The following is a 15443-nucleotide window of genomic DNA, read 5'->3' on the forward strand; positions in this document are numbered from 1 at the left end:
CCAGTTACCCTGCCGATGGACCAACACAATTCACTACGAGAGCGCATCGAAAACGGAGCGGTCGCGTTCGGTGCTCGGTCTGCGACGTTCTCTCCGACGGTCGTGGAGATATACGGACAGCTCGGCATCGACTTCGTCTGGCTCGACTTCGAACACACCGGACCGAGCCCCTACGACAGCACCCTCTTCGAGGACCTGACGCGAGCCGCGGAGGTCGGCGGCACGGAACTGTTCGTGCGCCTGCCCTCCGGCGACCCGCCGCTCATCAGGAAAGTGCTCGACGCGGGCGTCAGGAACATTTTGATTCCCCGCATCGACTCGGCGGCCGAGGTCCGCAGAGCCGTCGAAGCGACTCGGTTCGTCTACGACGGCAAACCCGGCGAACGCGGGAAGGCCAGCGGCCGGTCGAGCAACTGGGGGACCGCCCCCGACTACGTCCACACCGAGGACGAGGAGGTCTGTCTGGGCGTGATGCTCGAAAAGACCACCGCGGTCGACGAACTCGACGACATCCTCGCAGTCCCCGAGTTGGGGTTCGTCTTCGTCGGGCCGTCCGACCTCTCGGCGCAGATGGGGCACCCGACGGAGAAAGACCATCCCGAGGTGCAGTCCCAGATTGCGGCCATCGAGGACGCCTGTCTCGACGCTGGCGTCCCGCTGGGCGGCATTCGAAACCAACCCGACGCGGTCGCCGCGGCCGTCGAGCGGGGCTACCAGATACTCCGCGTCGGCGGGGACCTGAGTTCGGTGCGGGCGACGCTCTCGGACCGTCTGGAGCGCATTCACGAGCGCACGTAGCGCTGCTGTCCCGCGCTTTCTAGCTCTCTGCGGCCCAGACCCCCGAACTACGTACCGCTACCCGGGAGACACGAACATATATAACCGGATGCGGCCAAACAGCCGTTCAGATGGTCTCAACAAACCGGTCCGACAGGTATCGAGCACGGTGGGAACGCGGCTCAGCCGCTGGCGATTTCGTGAGCAGCGCGCGACAGACGGGGGGCGTCCACCGATGACGGCCGAGCGAGGGTTGGTCGACAGGGACGTGCAACCGGTCGACCGACTGCGGGACAACGTCGCCCACGCCATCGACCTCGAAGTGGGCGGTCCGAACGACGAAGACGAACTGATAGCGGCGCTCGCGGGCAAGGGCGTCGTCTTCACCACGTCGCGGCTCACGCTGTCCGAGCGCGTCCTCGAAGCCAGCGACCTCCGACTGGTCGCCAAAATCGGGACGGGCATCGACAACATCGACCTTGACGCCGCGGCGCGACTGGGGATTCCGGTCACGCACACGCCCGGACTGAACGCCATGTCCGTCGCGGAACACACCGTCGGCCTCCTGCTGGCGACGACGCGCCGTATCGGCCAGACTCAGGACCTCCTCCGGGACGGCGGCTGGCGCGACGAAGCGCCGTTCGGGACGCAGTTGTTCGGTAAGACCGTCGGCATCGTTGGCTACGGCGACATCGGTCGTCGCGTCGCGAAACTGCTCTCCGGGTTCGAACCGACGGTACTCGCCTACGACCCGTACGTCCGGGACATCGACGGCGACCTAACCGGTGCTGCGCTCACGACGCTCGAACGGGTCCTGACCGAGAGCGACGCCGTCTGCGTGAACGCCGAACTCACCGCGGAGACGCGCGGGCTGATAGACGCCGACGCGCTCGCGCAGATGAAGCCCTCGGCCATCCTCGTCAACACCGCACGCGGGCCCCTCGTCGACACCGACGCGCTGGTCGAGGCGATCCGCGCGGACGAACTCGCGGGCGCTGGACTCGACGTGTTCGAGGACGAACCGCTCCCGGCCGACTCGCCGCTGCACGCGCTCGGCAACGTCGTCACGACGCCCCACATCGCCGCGATGACGAGGGAGTACCGGACACACGCGGTGGATACCCTCGCGTCGAACGCGCTCGCGCTGCTCGACGGCGACCCGGTCGAAGAGGACTTCATGGCTGTCTCCGTCGACGGCACCTGAACTCGTTTTTCTCCCGTCTCCCGCCGTTGCGGTGGAGTGTCGAGCGCCACGCCCTTCGGGAACCTGCACTGTCCGGGACCGTTAGCGGTATCTTTAATAATGATGAACGTAAAAGCCGAGTCGAGTCCGCATGACCAGCAACACCAACCACGGGAAAGACAGCAGTAGCATCAGTCGGCGGAGCGTTCTCGCGGGCGGAGCGACGCTCGGAGCCGCGACACTGGGCGGTTGTCTCGGCGGTGGTTCCGATTCGTCCGGCGGCACGGATACAGCCGATGACGGCGGGTCGGGACAGACGACCATCAAGACGATGAACCTCGAAGGGTCGATGTTCGTCCCCGTCTTCTTCTACGGGCGAGAGCAGGACATCTGGGCCGACCGCGGCATCGACCTCTCCATGGAGGTCGCCGGGTTCGGGAAGTTCACACGCACCTTCTCGCAGAACCTCGCCACGGGGGCCTCGCCCTTGTCGTCGCTGCCGATGGCGACGAACCTCGCGGGCGACACGCCGGTGAAGTGTTTCGGCCAGACGATGAACTTCATCAACCAGTGTTTCGTCCCCGAGGGCTCCGACATCGAGGAGCCACAGGACCTCGAAGGCAAGGTGCTTGGCGTCCCCGGCCGGGGTTCGTCGACGACCCGCTACTACATCGCTCAGTGGGCCGAACTCTACGACTTCGACCTCCTCAACGACCCCGCGGAGATCGTCGACTCGTCGACGTCGACGCTGTACAACTTCCTCGACCAAGGCGAGGAAGTCGACGCGGCCCTGCTGTTCACGTCGTCGACGATAAAGGCGCTCGCCAACGACGGGCTGCGCTCCATCTACGACCCCATCCCGGAGTGGAAAGAGCAGTCCGGCTACCCGCCGTCGGTCACGATGTTCGGCGTCTACGACGACTTCCTCGAAACCAACCCGCAGGCGGTCCTCGACTTCTGGGAAGGCTGGGCCGAAGCGGTCGAACTGTTCCGCAACGAGTTCGACTCGGCGATGAACCAGTACGGTGCCGTCGGCGGTATCGACCTCTCCTCGGAAGGGGAGATAGAGGTCGTCCGTGAGATGGTGAACGAGGGGCAACTGTTCCCCACCGAGTGGAACGACGAGTGGGTCCAGTCCAACGTCGACCTCTGGGAACTCGTCGCTCAGCAGGGCGGTATCGAGGCGGCCCCCGGAACCGACCAGTTCCTCACGACCGAGGACCTCGAGAGCAGAGTCAATTGAGACGGACGCTCGATACATGTCACAGCAACCAGCGGTTCGAACCCTGCTCGCCCGGCTTCGAGAGGGGAGAGTCATCCATCCCAGCGTGGTGGCTATCTTCCTGTTCCTCTGTGTCTGGCAACTGGTCTCGCTCTCGTACGACGCGAACGTCTTCCCGGGCTTGGGGGTGCTGTTCGACAACATCGTCGCCGTCGTCACGAACGCAGACCAGTTCGCGTTCGTCGACAACGTCGTCCCGACCCTCGTCCGTATCGCGCTCGGGTTCGGCATCTCGATGACCATCGGGACGGTACTGGGCGTCTCTATGGGTCTCTACCGTCCGGTCGAGGAGTACCTGACGGCGCCCGTGATGGCGATTATGACGTTCCCGGCGGTCGTCTGGGCGTTCATGGGAATCCTCTGGTTCGGCATCACGGAGTACGTCGTCCACGTGCTCGTCATCGCCCTCGTGGTCACGCCGTACGTGACGGTGAACATCTGGAAGGGCGCGGAGTCGGTCGACAGCGAACTCGTCGAGATGGCCGACGCGTTCGACGCCACGCGGCTGCGACAGTGGCAGCACATCCACATCCCCCACCTCCAGCCGTTCCTGTTCTCGTCGGCGCGACTCGCCTTCGCCCTCTCGTGGAAGATCGCGCTCGTCGCCGAAGTGTTCGGCGCGACACAGGGTGTGGGCTACGTCGTCAGCTACTACTTCCAGACGCTCAGAGCCGACATGATAATCGCGTGGTCGGTGCCGGTGATGCTCCTGATGTATCTCGTCGAACGGGGCTTCAAACGACTCGAGGACCGCTCGTTCGCGTGGCGGCCGGAGCTCGAAGAGACGGTCGAACAGCGGGCCTGATACAACAAACCGATGACACTCCAAATCAACAACCTAACCAAGACGTTCGAAGAAGAAAGCGGGAACGAGATCGTCGTTCTCGACGATATCACGGCCACCATCGAAGAGGGGTCGTTCACCAGTATCATGGGGCCGTCCGGCTGCGGGAAGTCGACTCTCCTCAACGTTCTCGCCGGGCTACACACGTTCCAGTCCGGCGATATCGTCTGGCGCGGCGACACCATCGACCCGAGGAACCTCCCCATCGCGTACGTCTTTCAGGAGCCACGCCTGCTGAACTGGCGGAACGTCGAGGACAACCTCAAGTTCGCGCTGAACGCACAGGGTGTCCCCGAGTCGGAGCACGACGAAATTATCGACGACGTCCTCTCGACGGTGGGCTTGGCTGCCGAGCGGAAGTCGTACCCGCTGCGCCTTTCCGGAGGTATGCGCCAGCGGGTCGGCATCGCCAGAGCGCTCGCGGTCGACCCCGACGTGCTCCTCATGGACGAGCCCTTCAGCGACCTCGACGAACTGACCGCGCGAAACCTCCGACAGGACCTCATCGAGCTCTGGCAGGAGACCGGCAAGACCATCGTCTTCGTCACCCACGACATCAGCGAGGCGGTCTACCTCTCCGACGAGATCGTGTTCCTCGACACGCAGGGGCGCATCTTCAACGAGGTCGACATCGACATCCCGCGTCCGCGCGACCCGGACGACTCCGAACTCCTCCAACTGGAGTCGGACCTCATGGACGAGTTCTTCACGCACATGGAGTCGCTCACTGCGGATGCCGGGGAGGAGCGAGCCGCGGTGGAAACCGACGGAGGGACGTGACGTGAGTTCGGAAGTCGACGACGATATCGGCGCTTCGCTGGGCGGGATAGCGCTGGTCCCCGAGGACCTCCCGCGTCGAATCCTCGACCGCGCGAAACAGATACTCGTCCCGCTCGCTGCTATCGTCCTCACGTGGTACGTGGCGGCACAGATTCTCGCAAACCCGAGTCAGCTCCCCTCGCCGGGCGCGACGTTCGCGCAGGTCGTCGAGATAACCACGACGGAGGGGTTCAGAGGGCGGACCGCCCTCGACCACCTCGGGTTGACGCTCCGTCGCGCGTTCGTCTCCAGCACCATCGGTCTCGTCGTCGCCATGGCGGGCGGCATCCTCATGTCGACGAACGACCTCGTCGAGGACAGCATCTCGAACTGGCTCCCGTTCTGGATGACGACGCCGACTGTGGTCATCATACTGCTGTCGATGGTCTGGTTCAACTTCAGCGAAACGTCGGTCATCTTCGCCGTGGTCGTCGCCTCGACGCCGTTCGGCATGGTCAACATGTGGGAGGGGTCGAAAGACGTCGACGTCGACCTGCTGACGATGGCCGACGCCTTCGACGCCAGCACGCGGATGGTGTGGCGACACATCTACGTCCCGCACCTGCTCCCCTATCTCTTCGGGAGCTACCGGTACATCTTGGGGATGGTCTGGAAGATGGTCGTGTTGGCCGAAGTGTTCGGGCTGTCGGCCGGCATCGGCGCGATGTTCCGGTACTACTTCGACCAAGGGGAACTCGTGATGGTCTTCGCCTACCTCATCCCGTTCATCGTGGTGGTCCTCACGGTGGAGTACGGCGTGTTGAAGCCCCTCGAGACGTACTTCTTCCGCTGGCGGGACTGACTCCGGCGTTTTCTCTCGTCCGCTCTCGCGGTGGCACCTCTCGCGGCGACAGCTTTCCGGAGCGTCGCGGTCGGATAGAAACGGCGGTCGCGGCTCGTCGGTGCCGGCGGCGCATCCGACGGCGAATCGCCAGTCGAGCGGTCAGTCGTCGTTCCCGACGACTTCACCGAGGAGTCCGTCGTAGACCCGTTGGATGTCCGCACCGGTCGCCTCGATGGGGCCGCCGTGGAAGCAGACGATTCGCTCGACGTCGAGGTCGACGAGCGAGCCGATAGCGTCCCTCGACGTTTCGAGGTCCGGCGTGACCGAGCGCTTCGGCCCGCCGAGGAACTCGCCGTCGGACCGCAGCAGGTCGCCCGCGACGAGCACGCCGGCGTCCTCGACGTGGAAGACGACGTGGCCGGGCGCGTGTCCGGGCGTGAACACGGCGCGCACGTCGCCCGCCGCCGTCCGGAACCGCTCCCCGCCGGTCAACAGGAGGTCGACCGGCACGCCGGGATACGGCTCCTCGGGACGTTTCAGCATCCGAATCTCCGCGGTGACGTACGGTGCCGCCCGCTCGTGCGCGACGACCTCTGCGTCGGTCCGGTCGTACACCTCCTTCAGACAGCCCAAGTGGTCGTAGTCGTGGTGTGTGAGCACGATCTTCTCGACGTCGTCGTACGAGAAACCGTCGGCGGCCATCGCCGCCTCCAGTTTGTCCGCGTCTCCGGGGCCGCCCACGTCGAACAGGAGCAATCCTCCGTCGGTCTCGACGCCGACCGGATGCCAAGTGCGGTCGCTGCCGAAGTACTCGGTGTCGAACTGGAAGACGTACACGTGGTTCGTCAGTTCCATCGTTTACGTACTGTCCGGCAACAGTCATAATTGTTCGGTCTCGACTGGGCCACGCGCCACCGCGCTCCGGGGTCGGCCACTGGCGACGACCCCCGTCGTCGGAAAGAGATTTGTTGCCATGCGTCGAACGGTCGAGCGTGTCCGAAAAGAGAGCCCACACTGCGATAGCAACGACCGACAGTACAGCGCCGGCTGGGGGTCTCGGCAACCGATGACTGGGCTGGAGTCGACGTTCCCCGAACTGGACGAGATAGCGGACGCGGACGTTCGCGCCCGCGTCGTCGACGTCTGGGCGACCGCGATAGCCGACAGCCCGTTCGATTCGGTCGCCGAGGTCCCGTGGTGGCCGCCCCACGAGGCCGTCGTCGGGACCTACGGACTGGTCGAACACGTCCGCGACGTGACCCAGTGTTCGATAGCGGTCTGTGACGCTCTGACCGACTCCCACCCCGAGCTGGCGCTCAGACGCGACGACTTGGTCGCCGGCGCACTCCTACACGACGTGAGCAAACCGTTCGAACTGACCGCCGAGGGGTTCGTCGAGACGTACGACCTCCTCCCACACCCCCACTACAGCGTCCACCTGCTGGCCGACTGCGGCGTCTCGAAGCACGTCCAGCACATCGTCCTCGCGCACAGCGACCGCTCGGGCGTCGCCCCGACCACGCTCGAAGCGAAAACCCTCTCGATGGCCGACTCGCTCTCCGTCGACGCCCGGTACTGGGGCTCCGAGGGACGCCTCAACGCTCCCTGACGCGAGGTCGCCGGTCCGCGGCGGTCCGGTCCGTGGACCGCCCGCCTCTCGTCTGACGGTTTACCGCGCCGAACCGACTGCCGCCCCGGACGGGTGGGTAAGTTTTATGTCGTCCTTTCGCATGAACTTAGCCGATGGCACCCGAAGTCGCACGACTCGGTCACGTGGCGCTGGAGACGCCGGACCTCGACGCGTCGCTGTCGTTCTTTCAGGACATCGTCGGACTGGAACCGGTAGCGCGCGTCGACGGGACGGTGTACCTGCGCGGCGTCGACGAGTTCGACCACCACTCGCTCAGCCTCACGCCGGCCGACGAGGCGCGGGTCGACCACGTCGGCTGGCAAACGGAATCGCCGTCCCACGTCGCGGCCTTCGCCGACCGACTCGAAGACAGGGGGGTCGAGGTCACCCGAATCGACGAGGGGACCGAACCGGGACAAGGCGAGGCCATCCGCTTCGACGTTCCCACCGGCCACCGCTTCGAACTGTACGGCGAGATGGCGAAACCCGAACCGCCCGAGGACCGCCGGTCGCGGCTGAAGAACCGCGCCTACGACCCGTCCGGGAACAACCCCATCGCGCCCCGGCGCATCGACCACGTCCAACTGTGGGACCCCGACGGACTGGAGTGCGCCGAGTGGCTCCGCGACGTGCTCGGCTTCCGGGTGCAAGAGCGCTACGACGAGGCCGACGGCTCCCGCTGGGGGACTTTTCTCAGCGCCTGCGGCGTGAAAATCGACGCCGCTGTCGTCCAGTCCACCAGCGAGACGGACGACCCCGCCTTCCACCACGTCGCCTACAAGGTGTCCTCGCCCGACGACCTCTTCGAGGCCCACAACGTCATGAACGAGAACGGCGTCCCGGTCGACGGCATCGGCCAGCACGGCATCTCCCGCGGGGAGTTCCTCTACGCCCGGGACCCCGCGAGCGGCCACCGCATCGAGTTCAACTCCGGGAGTTACCTCGTCCTCGACCCGCACTGGGAGCCGGTCGCGTGGGAGGAAAACGATATCAGCGACGGTGACGACCACCAGTGGATAGGCAGCATCGACTCGCTCGAACGCGTCGGCTACTGAGGCAGACACAGAATATGTTTGAACTCGGGAAAACCACTCAAGTTCGACATGTGTATAGTCAGATATGAAGATACAGATATAGAAAAGAAATATCTGAAGACGTATCTGTGAAGATGGAACTGATAGGCCCTCATCTCCGCTTAGCTGTCGGTAGGCGAACGAATCGACTGCTGGAGCGCGACTTCCGCGATGTTCGTCCCGTGGGCCGCCGTCCGGCGGAGGCTATCGAGTAAGAGTCCCATCGCGTACGCCTCGCCGGGGTGGTCGTGGCTGTAGAGGTCCCGGTCCAGCTTGTCGAGGCGTTCCTCCAACTCGGCTCGCCTGTCGAACGCGGCCAGCGCTGTCTCGCTGCCCGCGCCCTCCAGAATCACGTCGGCGGCCTCGTCGACTATCCGTCGGGCGGACTGCCCCAAGTCGAGAATTTCGTCGGCGTACTCGTCTGGCACGCCCACCTCCGACCCGTGCATCAGGTCCGTCATCTTCTCGGCGTGGTCGGCGACCCGCTCGAACTGTCGGGCGATGTAGTAGTACTCGAACAGTTCGTCCCGACTGCGGCCCAGCTTCTCGACTTCGTGGAGGTCCGACAGCGACCGCCGGAAGTGGCGCGTGATTATCGCCAGCAGCTTGTCCGCCTCGTTGTCGCGGCGGCCGACCTGCCGGGCCAACTCCGCGTCGTCGTCCCTGATGGCCGTTATCGCGTCCCGGTGCATCGACAGCATCACGAGCCGGAGTCGGACCGTGCTCTTGCGCACGTCGACGTTCTCGGGTTCGATGAGGTTCGTCAGTTGGAGGCGCGTGTCGGACGTGTCGAGGATTTCGAACCCGGTCAACCCCCGGAGGGCGTCCTCGACGCCTTGGCGCTGCTCGGCGTGGTGGCCCGAGCGGTCGACGACGGTCACCGAGTCGGCACCGATAGTGTGTGCGGCTTGGACGTGGTGTCGCACCGCCTCGTCGCCGTCGTTGGTGACGTCGATGGACACGTCGCGCTCCGTCGCCTCCCGCTCGCCGCCCGCCTCGACGAACAGCGAGCCGTCGTCGTTGGTGTGAATCCGCAACGTGGTCCCGGACTTGATGCCGTGTTCCTCGGCCCAAGACTTCGGTAGGGACACTGTGTACGTAGTTCCACCGGAGAGCTGGACCTTCCGTGTCTCCATTTGGCCGGACCCATGTACCGACTGGACTTGGTTCGTGCTATGAGCGGTACGTAGCTCTACTGTTCTCTATTTGATACCTGTAGACGTAGCTGTCTCCCGGCCGCTCACACGCGTGAAACGGCGAGTACGGACTGGTACAGACAATCGGTACCGCAGGCTTTTCCTGACACACCGGCGTTGTGAGGTATGTCCAGACCGCGGTGGCACCACTCGTGGGACGACGCCGCTCACGGGCGCAGCGCCACGCTCGTACAGATTATCGAGGTCATCGACGAACAGTCGCCGGCGACGAAGGCGGCCCTCGCGGAGGCCGTCGGCATCTCCGACCAGTACCTCTCGGAACTCCTGCAGGAACTGAAACGCGAGGACATCGTCCGGAAGGCGTACGTCGTCGACGAGGACGCAGTCTACGCGAAAGCCGGCTCCATCTCGCCGTTCCGCGACGACCCGGCTGACGGCGGGGGGACCGACTCGGTGGCCGACCCCGGCGGCTCGGGGTCGCTGGCCCAGTCCGACCCCGGCGCGACGGTGCTCGACCTGCTCCGCCGGCTCGACGACGTGACGGGCGACCAGTACGCGGCCGCCCATCGCGCGTTCGCCGGCGAGGAGCCCGACCAGCCGGCGACGGCGCTGGAGTCGCTGGCGAACGAGCGCTACGGCGCGGTGCTGTCCGAACTCAAATCGCACACGCTGACGACCGACTGGCCGGGCAACCGCGTCGCGTCGGACCTTGCGACCATCGCGACGAATCTGGAGATCGTCGGCGACCGGGCGTGTGCCGTCGCCGACGTGGTCGAGAGCCACGACGCCGACACGGCGGGCATCATCGCCGAGCGCGTCGGGGACATCTTCGTCGCCGGCGAGACGATACACGGCTTTCTCGAACGGATTCTGTTCGACGCCGACACCGCGGCCTACGAGCAGCTACTGGAGCGGGAGGCGACCGTCCACCGCGACCTCGACGAACTGTTCGAGCTGATAACGGCCTACGAGCCGGACGTGTACGGCTATCTGGTGTCGGTGACCCGGGCGCTGGAGCGGGCCATCTACTACTGGGTCCACTCCGCCGAGGTCGCCGTCCGGCTCCACTCGGGGTACCAGCCCGACCACGTGACGACCTGACGCCGCTCAGGGCTCCGACGACGCCGACCCCACGGCGTCCTCGGGCACGTCGTCGGGGGCGTACGTATCGAGAAACGTCTCCAAGTCGCGCAGCGCCCCGATGCGGTCCCGGAGCGTCTCGTGGTCCCAGTGCCACCACTCCGTGGCCGCGACCCGGGCGGCCACGTCGTCGGGGAACCGCTCGCGTATCGGCGTCGCGGGGACGCCGGCGACGACGGTGTAGGGTGCCACGTCGTCGGTGACGACGGCACCGGCGGCGACGACCGCGCCGTCGCCGACGGTGACGCCCGGGAGGACCGTCGCGCCGTGGCCGAGCCACACGTCGTGCCCGACCGCGACCGGCTGGTCGGCGCGCCACTCGAAGACGCGCTCGTCGTCCGCCCCGAACCCGTAGCGTTCGGCCCGGTAGGTCGCGTGGTGGGTCGTGGGCCGCTCTATCGGGTGGTTGGTCGGGCCGAGCCGAACGTCGGAGGCGACGCTGGCGAACTTCCCGACGGTGGCGTAATCCAACTGAACGCGCTGCATCAGGTAGCTGTAGTCGCCGAGTTCGGCCTCGTGGAGCCGCGAGTGGCTGTGGACCTCCGTCCACGCGCCGAGTTCGCTCTCGGTGATGCGGACCGGGTCGTGCAGCGTCGGCTCAGGTCCCAGCGCCGCCCGCTGGTCCCGGCCGTGGGACTCGACGTACATCTACCGGCCCCGCCGTCCCAGCGTCGACGCGAGTATCTTCTTGGGTGCGGTCACGAACGCCTCGACGACGCCGGTCCGCTCGACGTCGTCCTCGTCGCGCAGGTACGACCGGACGCGCTGGCTGGCGAGTTCGACCGAGCCCGCCAGCAGGAAGATGAGGATGATACACGCCATCATATTGGTGTAGTGGAACGTCTGGCGCTGGATGTACAGCTCCAGCCCGAGCCCGCCGGCACCGATGATGCCGAGGCTGATGGCGGCGCGGACGTTGTGTTCGAGGTCGAAGGCTATCCACGCGATGAACTGGCGGAACACCTGACTCAACATTCCGAAGGAGATGACCTGCGTCCGGTTCGCGCCGGTGCTGCGGACGCCCTCGATGGGGCCGTCGGCTATCTCCTCCAGTTCGTCGGTGAACAGCCGGCCGAGGTAGCCGACGGTGTCTATCATGATGGCGAGTACGCCGGTGAAGGGGGTCACGCCGGCCAGCGGGATGAGGATGAGGAACCAGACGAGCCCCGGAATCGCGCGGATGAGGCTCATCGTCGCCCGGAAGAGGAAGTTGAAGGGGTACGGGACGACCCGCTCGCTCGCCATCACGCCGAAAAACAGTGCGCCGGGGAGGCCGAGCACCGAGCCGCCGAAGGCGACGGCCAGCGTGACGAACGTGGCCCCCCAGACGACGGTGACTCCGAGGAAGCCGCCGGGTTCGAGCCGCAGAATCAGGTTCTCCTCGACGATGAACGCCCAGTACTGGCTCAGGTCGACGAAGGGGACGCCGACGCCGAGGACGCTCACCGTCGTCGGCGGGAAGTAGTCGGCCAGCGCCTCGGTGAACTGCGGGAACTGGACGTAGAGTTCGAGGACCGAGAAGTTCACGACGAGCAGACTGGCATAAAAGAGGAGTCCGGCACCGACCACGCCCGCGACTGTCAGGGCCCGCCGCTTCGTCTTCCGGCGTTTGAGGTCCGTGAGCTTCCGGTCGACCGGCGAGTTACCGACCTCGTCGAGCCCGAAGTACTCCCGGAAGCCGCGTCCGTCCGGCGACTCCGAACTCATACCTCGACCCGCTCCTCGCGTCGCTCGACCGGTGCGGGCTCTGGCCCATCACCGGCGGCCTCGGCGAGCCCGACGGTCTCGACGCTGCCGTACAGGTCGTCGACGAGGTCGTCGGTGAGCTCTTCGGCCGGCACGTCGAAGAGGAGTTCCCCGTCGCGCAGCCCGATGAACCGCTCGCCGAAGTGGGCCGCGATGTTGACCTGATGGAGGCTCACGAGCGCGGTCACGTCGTGTTCTACCGCGGCCTTCTTGAGGTAGTCCATGACGGTCTCGGCGCTGGAGGGGTCGAGGCTGGCGACCGGTTCGTCCGCCAGCAACAGCGCCGGGTTCTGGACGAGCGCGCGGGCGATGCCGACCCGCTGTTGCTGGCCGCCGCTCATCTGGGCGACGCGCTGGTGTGCCTCGTCGAGCAGGCCGACCGTCTCCAAGGCGTCGAGGGCCTGTCGCTTGTCGTCGCGGCTCTGCCACTGGAAGAGGCTCTCGACGGTCGAACACCGTTCGAGGCCCCCGTTGAGAGCGTTGAGGTACGCCGAGACGCCCTCGACCAAGTTGTGCTGTTGGAATATCATCCCCACCTCCGGTTGGGAGCCGCCGACGAGGTCGCCCTCCAGCCGTATCGTGCCGCGCGTGGGCTCGGTCAGTCCGTTCACACACCGCAGCATCGTCGACTTGCCCGCGCCGGACTCGCCCAGCAGGACGGCGAACTCGTCCTCGATTTCGAAGGACACGTCGCGCAACGCGGTGACGTTCCCGTACTCCTTGGTCAGGTTCTCGACGGTGAGCGTACTCATCTGGGCTCACTCCGCGAGGTCGATGCCGACGGTGTTCAGCCGCTCGATGACCGGTTGGTACGCCTCCATCGACGTGTCCCGGAGCGTCGTGAACGGGAGTTCCTCCTCGTTGTAGTCGTCGGGGTAGTAGCTCTGTATCTGCTCTTGGGTCGAGTTCCGGAGTACCTCGCCGATTTCGGACTTCAGGTCGGACTCCCAGCTCGTCCGGGCGTACATCGGCTGTTTCGGGATGGGGAACGACCACCAGAACGGCCGGAACTGGGGCTGCTCGGTCCCCATGGTGTCGAGGAAGGAACTGCGCTCTTGGACCCGCTCGGGCACCTCGGTCCCGCTGGGGAGGTGCGGGATGCCGTTCCCGCCCCACGTGACCGCCGCGTCGGCCTCGCCGTCGCCCAGTCGGATGAGCGCCTGATTGTGGTCGGTCCACGTCCCCGAGAAGTCGACGGGGTCGCCCTCCGGGGCCTCGCCGATGTCGAGGTCGGCCTGCAGCAGCGCGTACAGCGCGAAGATGGAGCCGCTGGTCGAGAGGCGGTCCGCGAAGGCCATCTCCCGGCCCTCGATGTCGGCCCGCTCGGTGATGTCCGAGTCGGGGTCGGTGAGCATCAGCGAGAAGTAGAAGGCCGACCCGCCCGTCACGGTCGTCCCGTAGACGTCCATCAGGTCGGGGTTGGAGATGAGCGTCACGTCGTCCATCCCGATTTCGGCCTGTTCGCTCTCCAGCGCGGGGCGGATGGCCGCGTAGTTCTGCGGGACCTGCATCTCCACCTCGACGCCGTCGACCTCTCCCTCGATGAGGTTGTGGACCGGCTGATAGCGTCGCCGCGCGTCGGCCGGCGTCCCCGGCGTCAGCAACATCGTGATGGTCTCGGCGCTCCCCCCGCTGGAACCGAGCACTCCCGAACAGCCCGCGAGCCCGGCCAGTACCGCCCCTGCGCCCCCGGCGATGACCGAGCGACGCGAGGTCCGTATCGCGTTCGGACTGTCGGGCTGTTCCTCCGCGTTCGAACCGGCACCGCTGGTGGCTTCTGTCATCGTCCGAGTGCTGTGGGGAGGGTGGAATAACGATTGGCTCCGTAGAGTTCGGACCGTCCGCTCCCGGAACGAACCCCGAAACTGTGTCCCCGACCGCGCGTCGTGGGTCCCCACGGGTCCGGACTCGTCCGGACGCGAAACCGCGGGACGGGTACGCGCCCGCCCCGCCGCTGACACACCGGAGAGTACCTAGCGCAGGCTTATGCCGGCCTTGTCTGACCACCGACCTGTATGGACGACCCGACAGACAGGACCGAGCGCTTCGAGCGCATCGCCGCCACGGCCGGGGACACCCTCGCCGAACTGGCAAACGGCGTGCTCGACGGCGACGCAGCCCTCACCGTCCTTCAGGAACCGAAGCCGAAACTGCTCATGCAGCGCGTCCGCGAGCCGGTCGAACGCCGCCCGTTCAACCTCGGCGAGGTGGTCGTGACGCCGGCCGAGGTCCGACTCGGGGGCGCACGCGGCTTCGCCATGTGCCCGGGCAAGGCCGAGCGCGCGGCGCTGTCGGGTGCCATCGTCGACGCCGCCGTCGCGGGCGGCCACGACCACAGCGAGCGCATCCGGGCCGAACTCGCCGCCGCCGCCGCGGACCGGGCGGAGACGCGCCGCCGCGAGTGGAGCGAGAGCCGCCACACGGCCGTCGAGTTCGAGACGATGGAGGGGCGACAGTGAGGGCGCTGGGCATCGACCCGGTCGACGACACCCGGGCGGCCTTCCGCGCGCTTCTGGACGCGATGAGCCGCCCGGCGACGGTCCAGCACACCCCGACGGAGCCGGCCGACCACGCCGTCGCGGCGGCGCTGGTTGACCACGAGGTGACGCTGCACACCGCCGACGGCGACCTCCGGGACGCGCTGGAATCGGCGGGCCGGTACGAGCCGGCTGACCCGGCGACCGCCGACATCGTCCACGCCGACGGCGCGCCCGCGTGGGACGTTCGGGACCTTTCTAGGGGGACGCTCGTCGAGCCGAGCGACGGGGCGACGGTCATCTACCGCGTCGCGTCGCTGTCGACGGACCCCGACGACGGCGCGACGACCGTCCGGGTCAGCGGGCCGGGCGTCCCCGGCCAGCGGACCGTCGGCATCGGCCTCCCGCGCGACGAACTCGACGCCGTCGCCGAGGCCCAGTCCACGTACCCGCGGGGCGTCGACGCGGTGTTTACCGCCGGCGACCGGGTCGTCGCGCTGCCGCGCTCGGTCACGACGGAGGTGGTCTGAC

The 15443-nt window shown here is 66.6% G+C and carries 17 protein-coding genes; 11 read left to right on the forward strand and 6 right to left on the reverse strand.

Going from position 1 to position 15443, the window contains the following annotated elements:
- Positions 1-15 precede the first annotated feature (15 nt).
- From ACV7JO_RS16490 to ACV7JO_RS16515, 6 genes are all read left to right on the forward strand, one after another.
- Positions 16-798, forward strand: coding sequence for an HpcH/HpaI aldolase family protein (locus ACV7JO_RS16490; RefSeq protein ID WP_470356189.1), 783 nt, complete (start codon positions 16-18; stop codon positions 796-798).
- A gap of 214 nt (positions 799-1012) precedes the next feature.
- A complete protein-coding gene (locus tag ACV7JO_RS16495; RefSeq protein ID WP_470356190.1) occupies positions 1013-1981 on the forward strand; it encodes an NAD(P)-dependent oxidoreductase in 969 nt (322 codons plus the stop codon).
- Positions 1982-2111: 130 nt separating this feature from the next.
- A complete protein-coding gene (locus tag ACV7JO_RS16500; protein ID WP_470356191.1) occupies positions 2112-3203 on the forward strand; it encodes an ABC transporter substrate-binding protein in 1092 nt (363 codons plus the stop codon).
- A 16-nt stretch (positions 3204-3219) separates the two neighbouring features.
- Positions 3220-4047 carry an ABC transporter permease gene (locus ACV7JO_RS16505; protein ID WP_470356192.1) on the forward strand — a complete coding sequence of 276 codons (828 nt, stop codon included), beginning with the start codon at positions 3220-3222 and terminating at the stop codon, positions 4045-4047.
- A 12-nt stretch (positions 4048-4059) separates the two neighbouring features.
- Positions 4060-4866, forward strand: coding sequence for an ABC transporter ATP-binding protein (locus tag ACV7JO_RS16510; RefSeq protein WP_470356193.1), 807 nt, complete (start codon positions 4060-4062; stop codon positions 4864-4866).
- A 1-nt stretch (position 4867) separates the two neighbouring features.
- Positions 4868-5707: an ABC transporter permease gene (locus tag ACV7JO_RS16515; protein ID WP_470356194.1), complete on the forward strand. Its 840-nt coding sequence runs from the start codon at positions 4868-4870 to the stop codon at positions 5705-5707.
- A gap of 141 nt (positions 5708-5848) precedes the next feature.
- On the opposite strand, the gene ACV7JO_RS16520 is transcribed toward ACV7JO_RS16515, so the two are convergent.
- Positions 5849-6544 carry an MBL fold metallo-hydrolase gene (locus ACV7JO_RS16520; RefSeq protein WP_470356195.1) on the reverse strand — a complete coding sequence of 232 codons (696 nt, stop codon included), beginning with the start codon at positions 6542-6544 and terminating at the stop codon, positions 5849-5851.
- A 211-nt stretch (positions 6545-6755) separates the two neighbouring features.
- Here ACV7JO_RS16520 and ACV7JO_RS16525 point away from each other — a divergent pair, with 211 nt between their 5' ends.
- Complete coding sequence (locus ACV7JO_RS16525) at positions 6756-7298, forward strand: HD domain-containing protein (RefSeq protein WP_470356196.1); 543 nt, start codon at positions 6756-6758, stop codon at positions 7296-7298.
- Positions 7299-7432: 134 nt separating this feature from the next.
- The gene (locus ACV7JO_RS16530) at positions 7433-8374 is read left to right on the forward strand and encodes a VOC family protein (protein WP_470356197.1); all 942 of its coding nucleotides are present in this window, start codon (positions 7433-7435) and stop codon (positions 8372-8374) included.
- 140 nt (positions 8375-8514) lie between these two features.
- Here the strand turns inward: ACV7JO_RS16530 and ACV7JO_RS16535 are convergent, their stop codons facing one another.
- On the reverse strand, positions 8515-9528 hold the full coding sequence (locus ACV7JO_RS16535; protein ID WP_470356198.1) for an AbrB/MazE/SpoVT family DNA-binding domain-containing protein: 1014 nt from the start codon (positions 9526-9528) through the stop codon (positions 8515-8517).
- Positions 9529-9714: 186 nt separating this feature from the next.
- Between ACV7JO_RS16535 and ACV7JO_RS16540 the strand changes: the two genes are divergently transcribed.
- Positions 9715-10650: a winged helix-turn-helix domain-containing protein gene (locus tag ACV7JO_RS16540; protein WP_470356199.1), complete on the forward strand. Its 936-nt coding sequence runs from the start codon at positions 9715-9717 to the stop codon at positions 10648-10650.
- 6 nt (positions 10651-10656) lie between these two features.
- Here ACV7JO_RS16540 and ACV7JO_RS16545 read toward each other — a convergent pair whose 3' ends face one another.
- Genes ACV7JO_RS16545 through ACV7JO_RS16560 form a run of 4 tightly spaced genes read right to left on the reverse strand, consistent with a single transcriptional unit; the run spans position 10657 to position 14219 of the window.
- Positions 10657-11337 carry a DapH/DapD/GlmU-related protein gene (locus ACV7JO_RS16545; RefSeq protein WP_470356200.1) on the reverse strand — a complete coding sequence of 227 codons (681 nt, stop codon included), beginning with the start codon at positions 11335-11337 and terminating at the stop codon, positions 10657-10659.
- The gene (phnE, locus tag ACV7JO_RS16550; protein ID WP_470356201.1) at positions 11338-12396 is read right to left on the reverse strand and encodes a phosphonate ABC transporter, permease protein PhnE; all 1059 of its coding nucleotides are present in this window, start codon (positions 12394-12396) and stop codon (positions 11338-11340) included.
- Positions 12393-13187, reverse strand: coding sequence for a phosphonate ABC transporter ATP-binding protein (locus ACV7JO_RS16555; RefSeq protein ID WP_470356202.1), 795 nt, complete (start codon positions 13185-13187; stop codon positions 12393-12395). The genes phnE and ACV7JO_RS16555 overlap by 4 nt, the downstream gene beginning before the upstream one ends.
- Before the next feature lie 6 nt (positions 13188-13193).
- Positions 13194-14219, reverse strand: coding sequence for a PhnD/SsuA/transferrin family substrate-binding protein (locus ACV7JO_RS16560; RefSeq protein WP_470356203.1), 1026 nt, complete (start codon positions 14217-14219; stop codon positions 13194-13196).
- Positions 14220-14450: 231 nt separating this feature from the next.
- Between ACV7JO_RS16560 and phnG the strand changes: the two genes are divergently transcribed.
- Both phnG and phnH read left to right on the forward strand, forming a co-directional pair.
- On the forward strand, positions 14451-14894 hold the full coding sequence (phnG, locus tag ACV7JO_RS16565; RefSeq protein WP_470356204.1) for a phosphonate C-P lyase system protein PhnG: 444 nt from the start codon (positions 14451-14453) through the stop codon (positions 14892-14894).
- A complete protein-coding gene (phnH, locus tag ACV7JO_RS16570) occupies positions 14891-15442 on the forward strand; it encodes a phosphonate C-P lyase system protein PhnH (protein ID WP_470356205.1) in 552 nt (183 codons plus the stop codon). Before phnG ends, phnH begins: the two co-directional genes overlap by 4 nt.
- Position 15443 lies beyond the last annotated feature (1 nt).

The sequence above is a fragment of the Haloarcula sp. MBLA0138 genome (genome assembly GCF_055632455.1).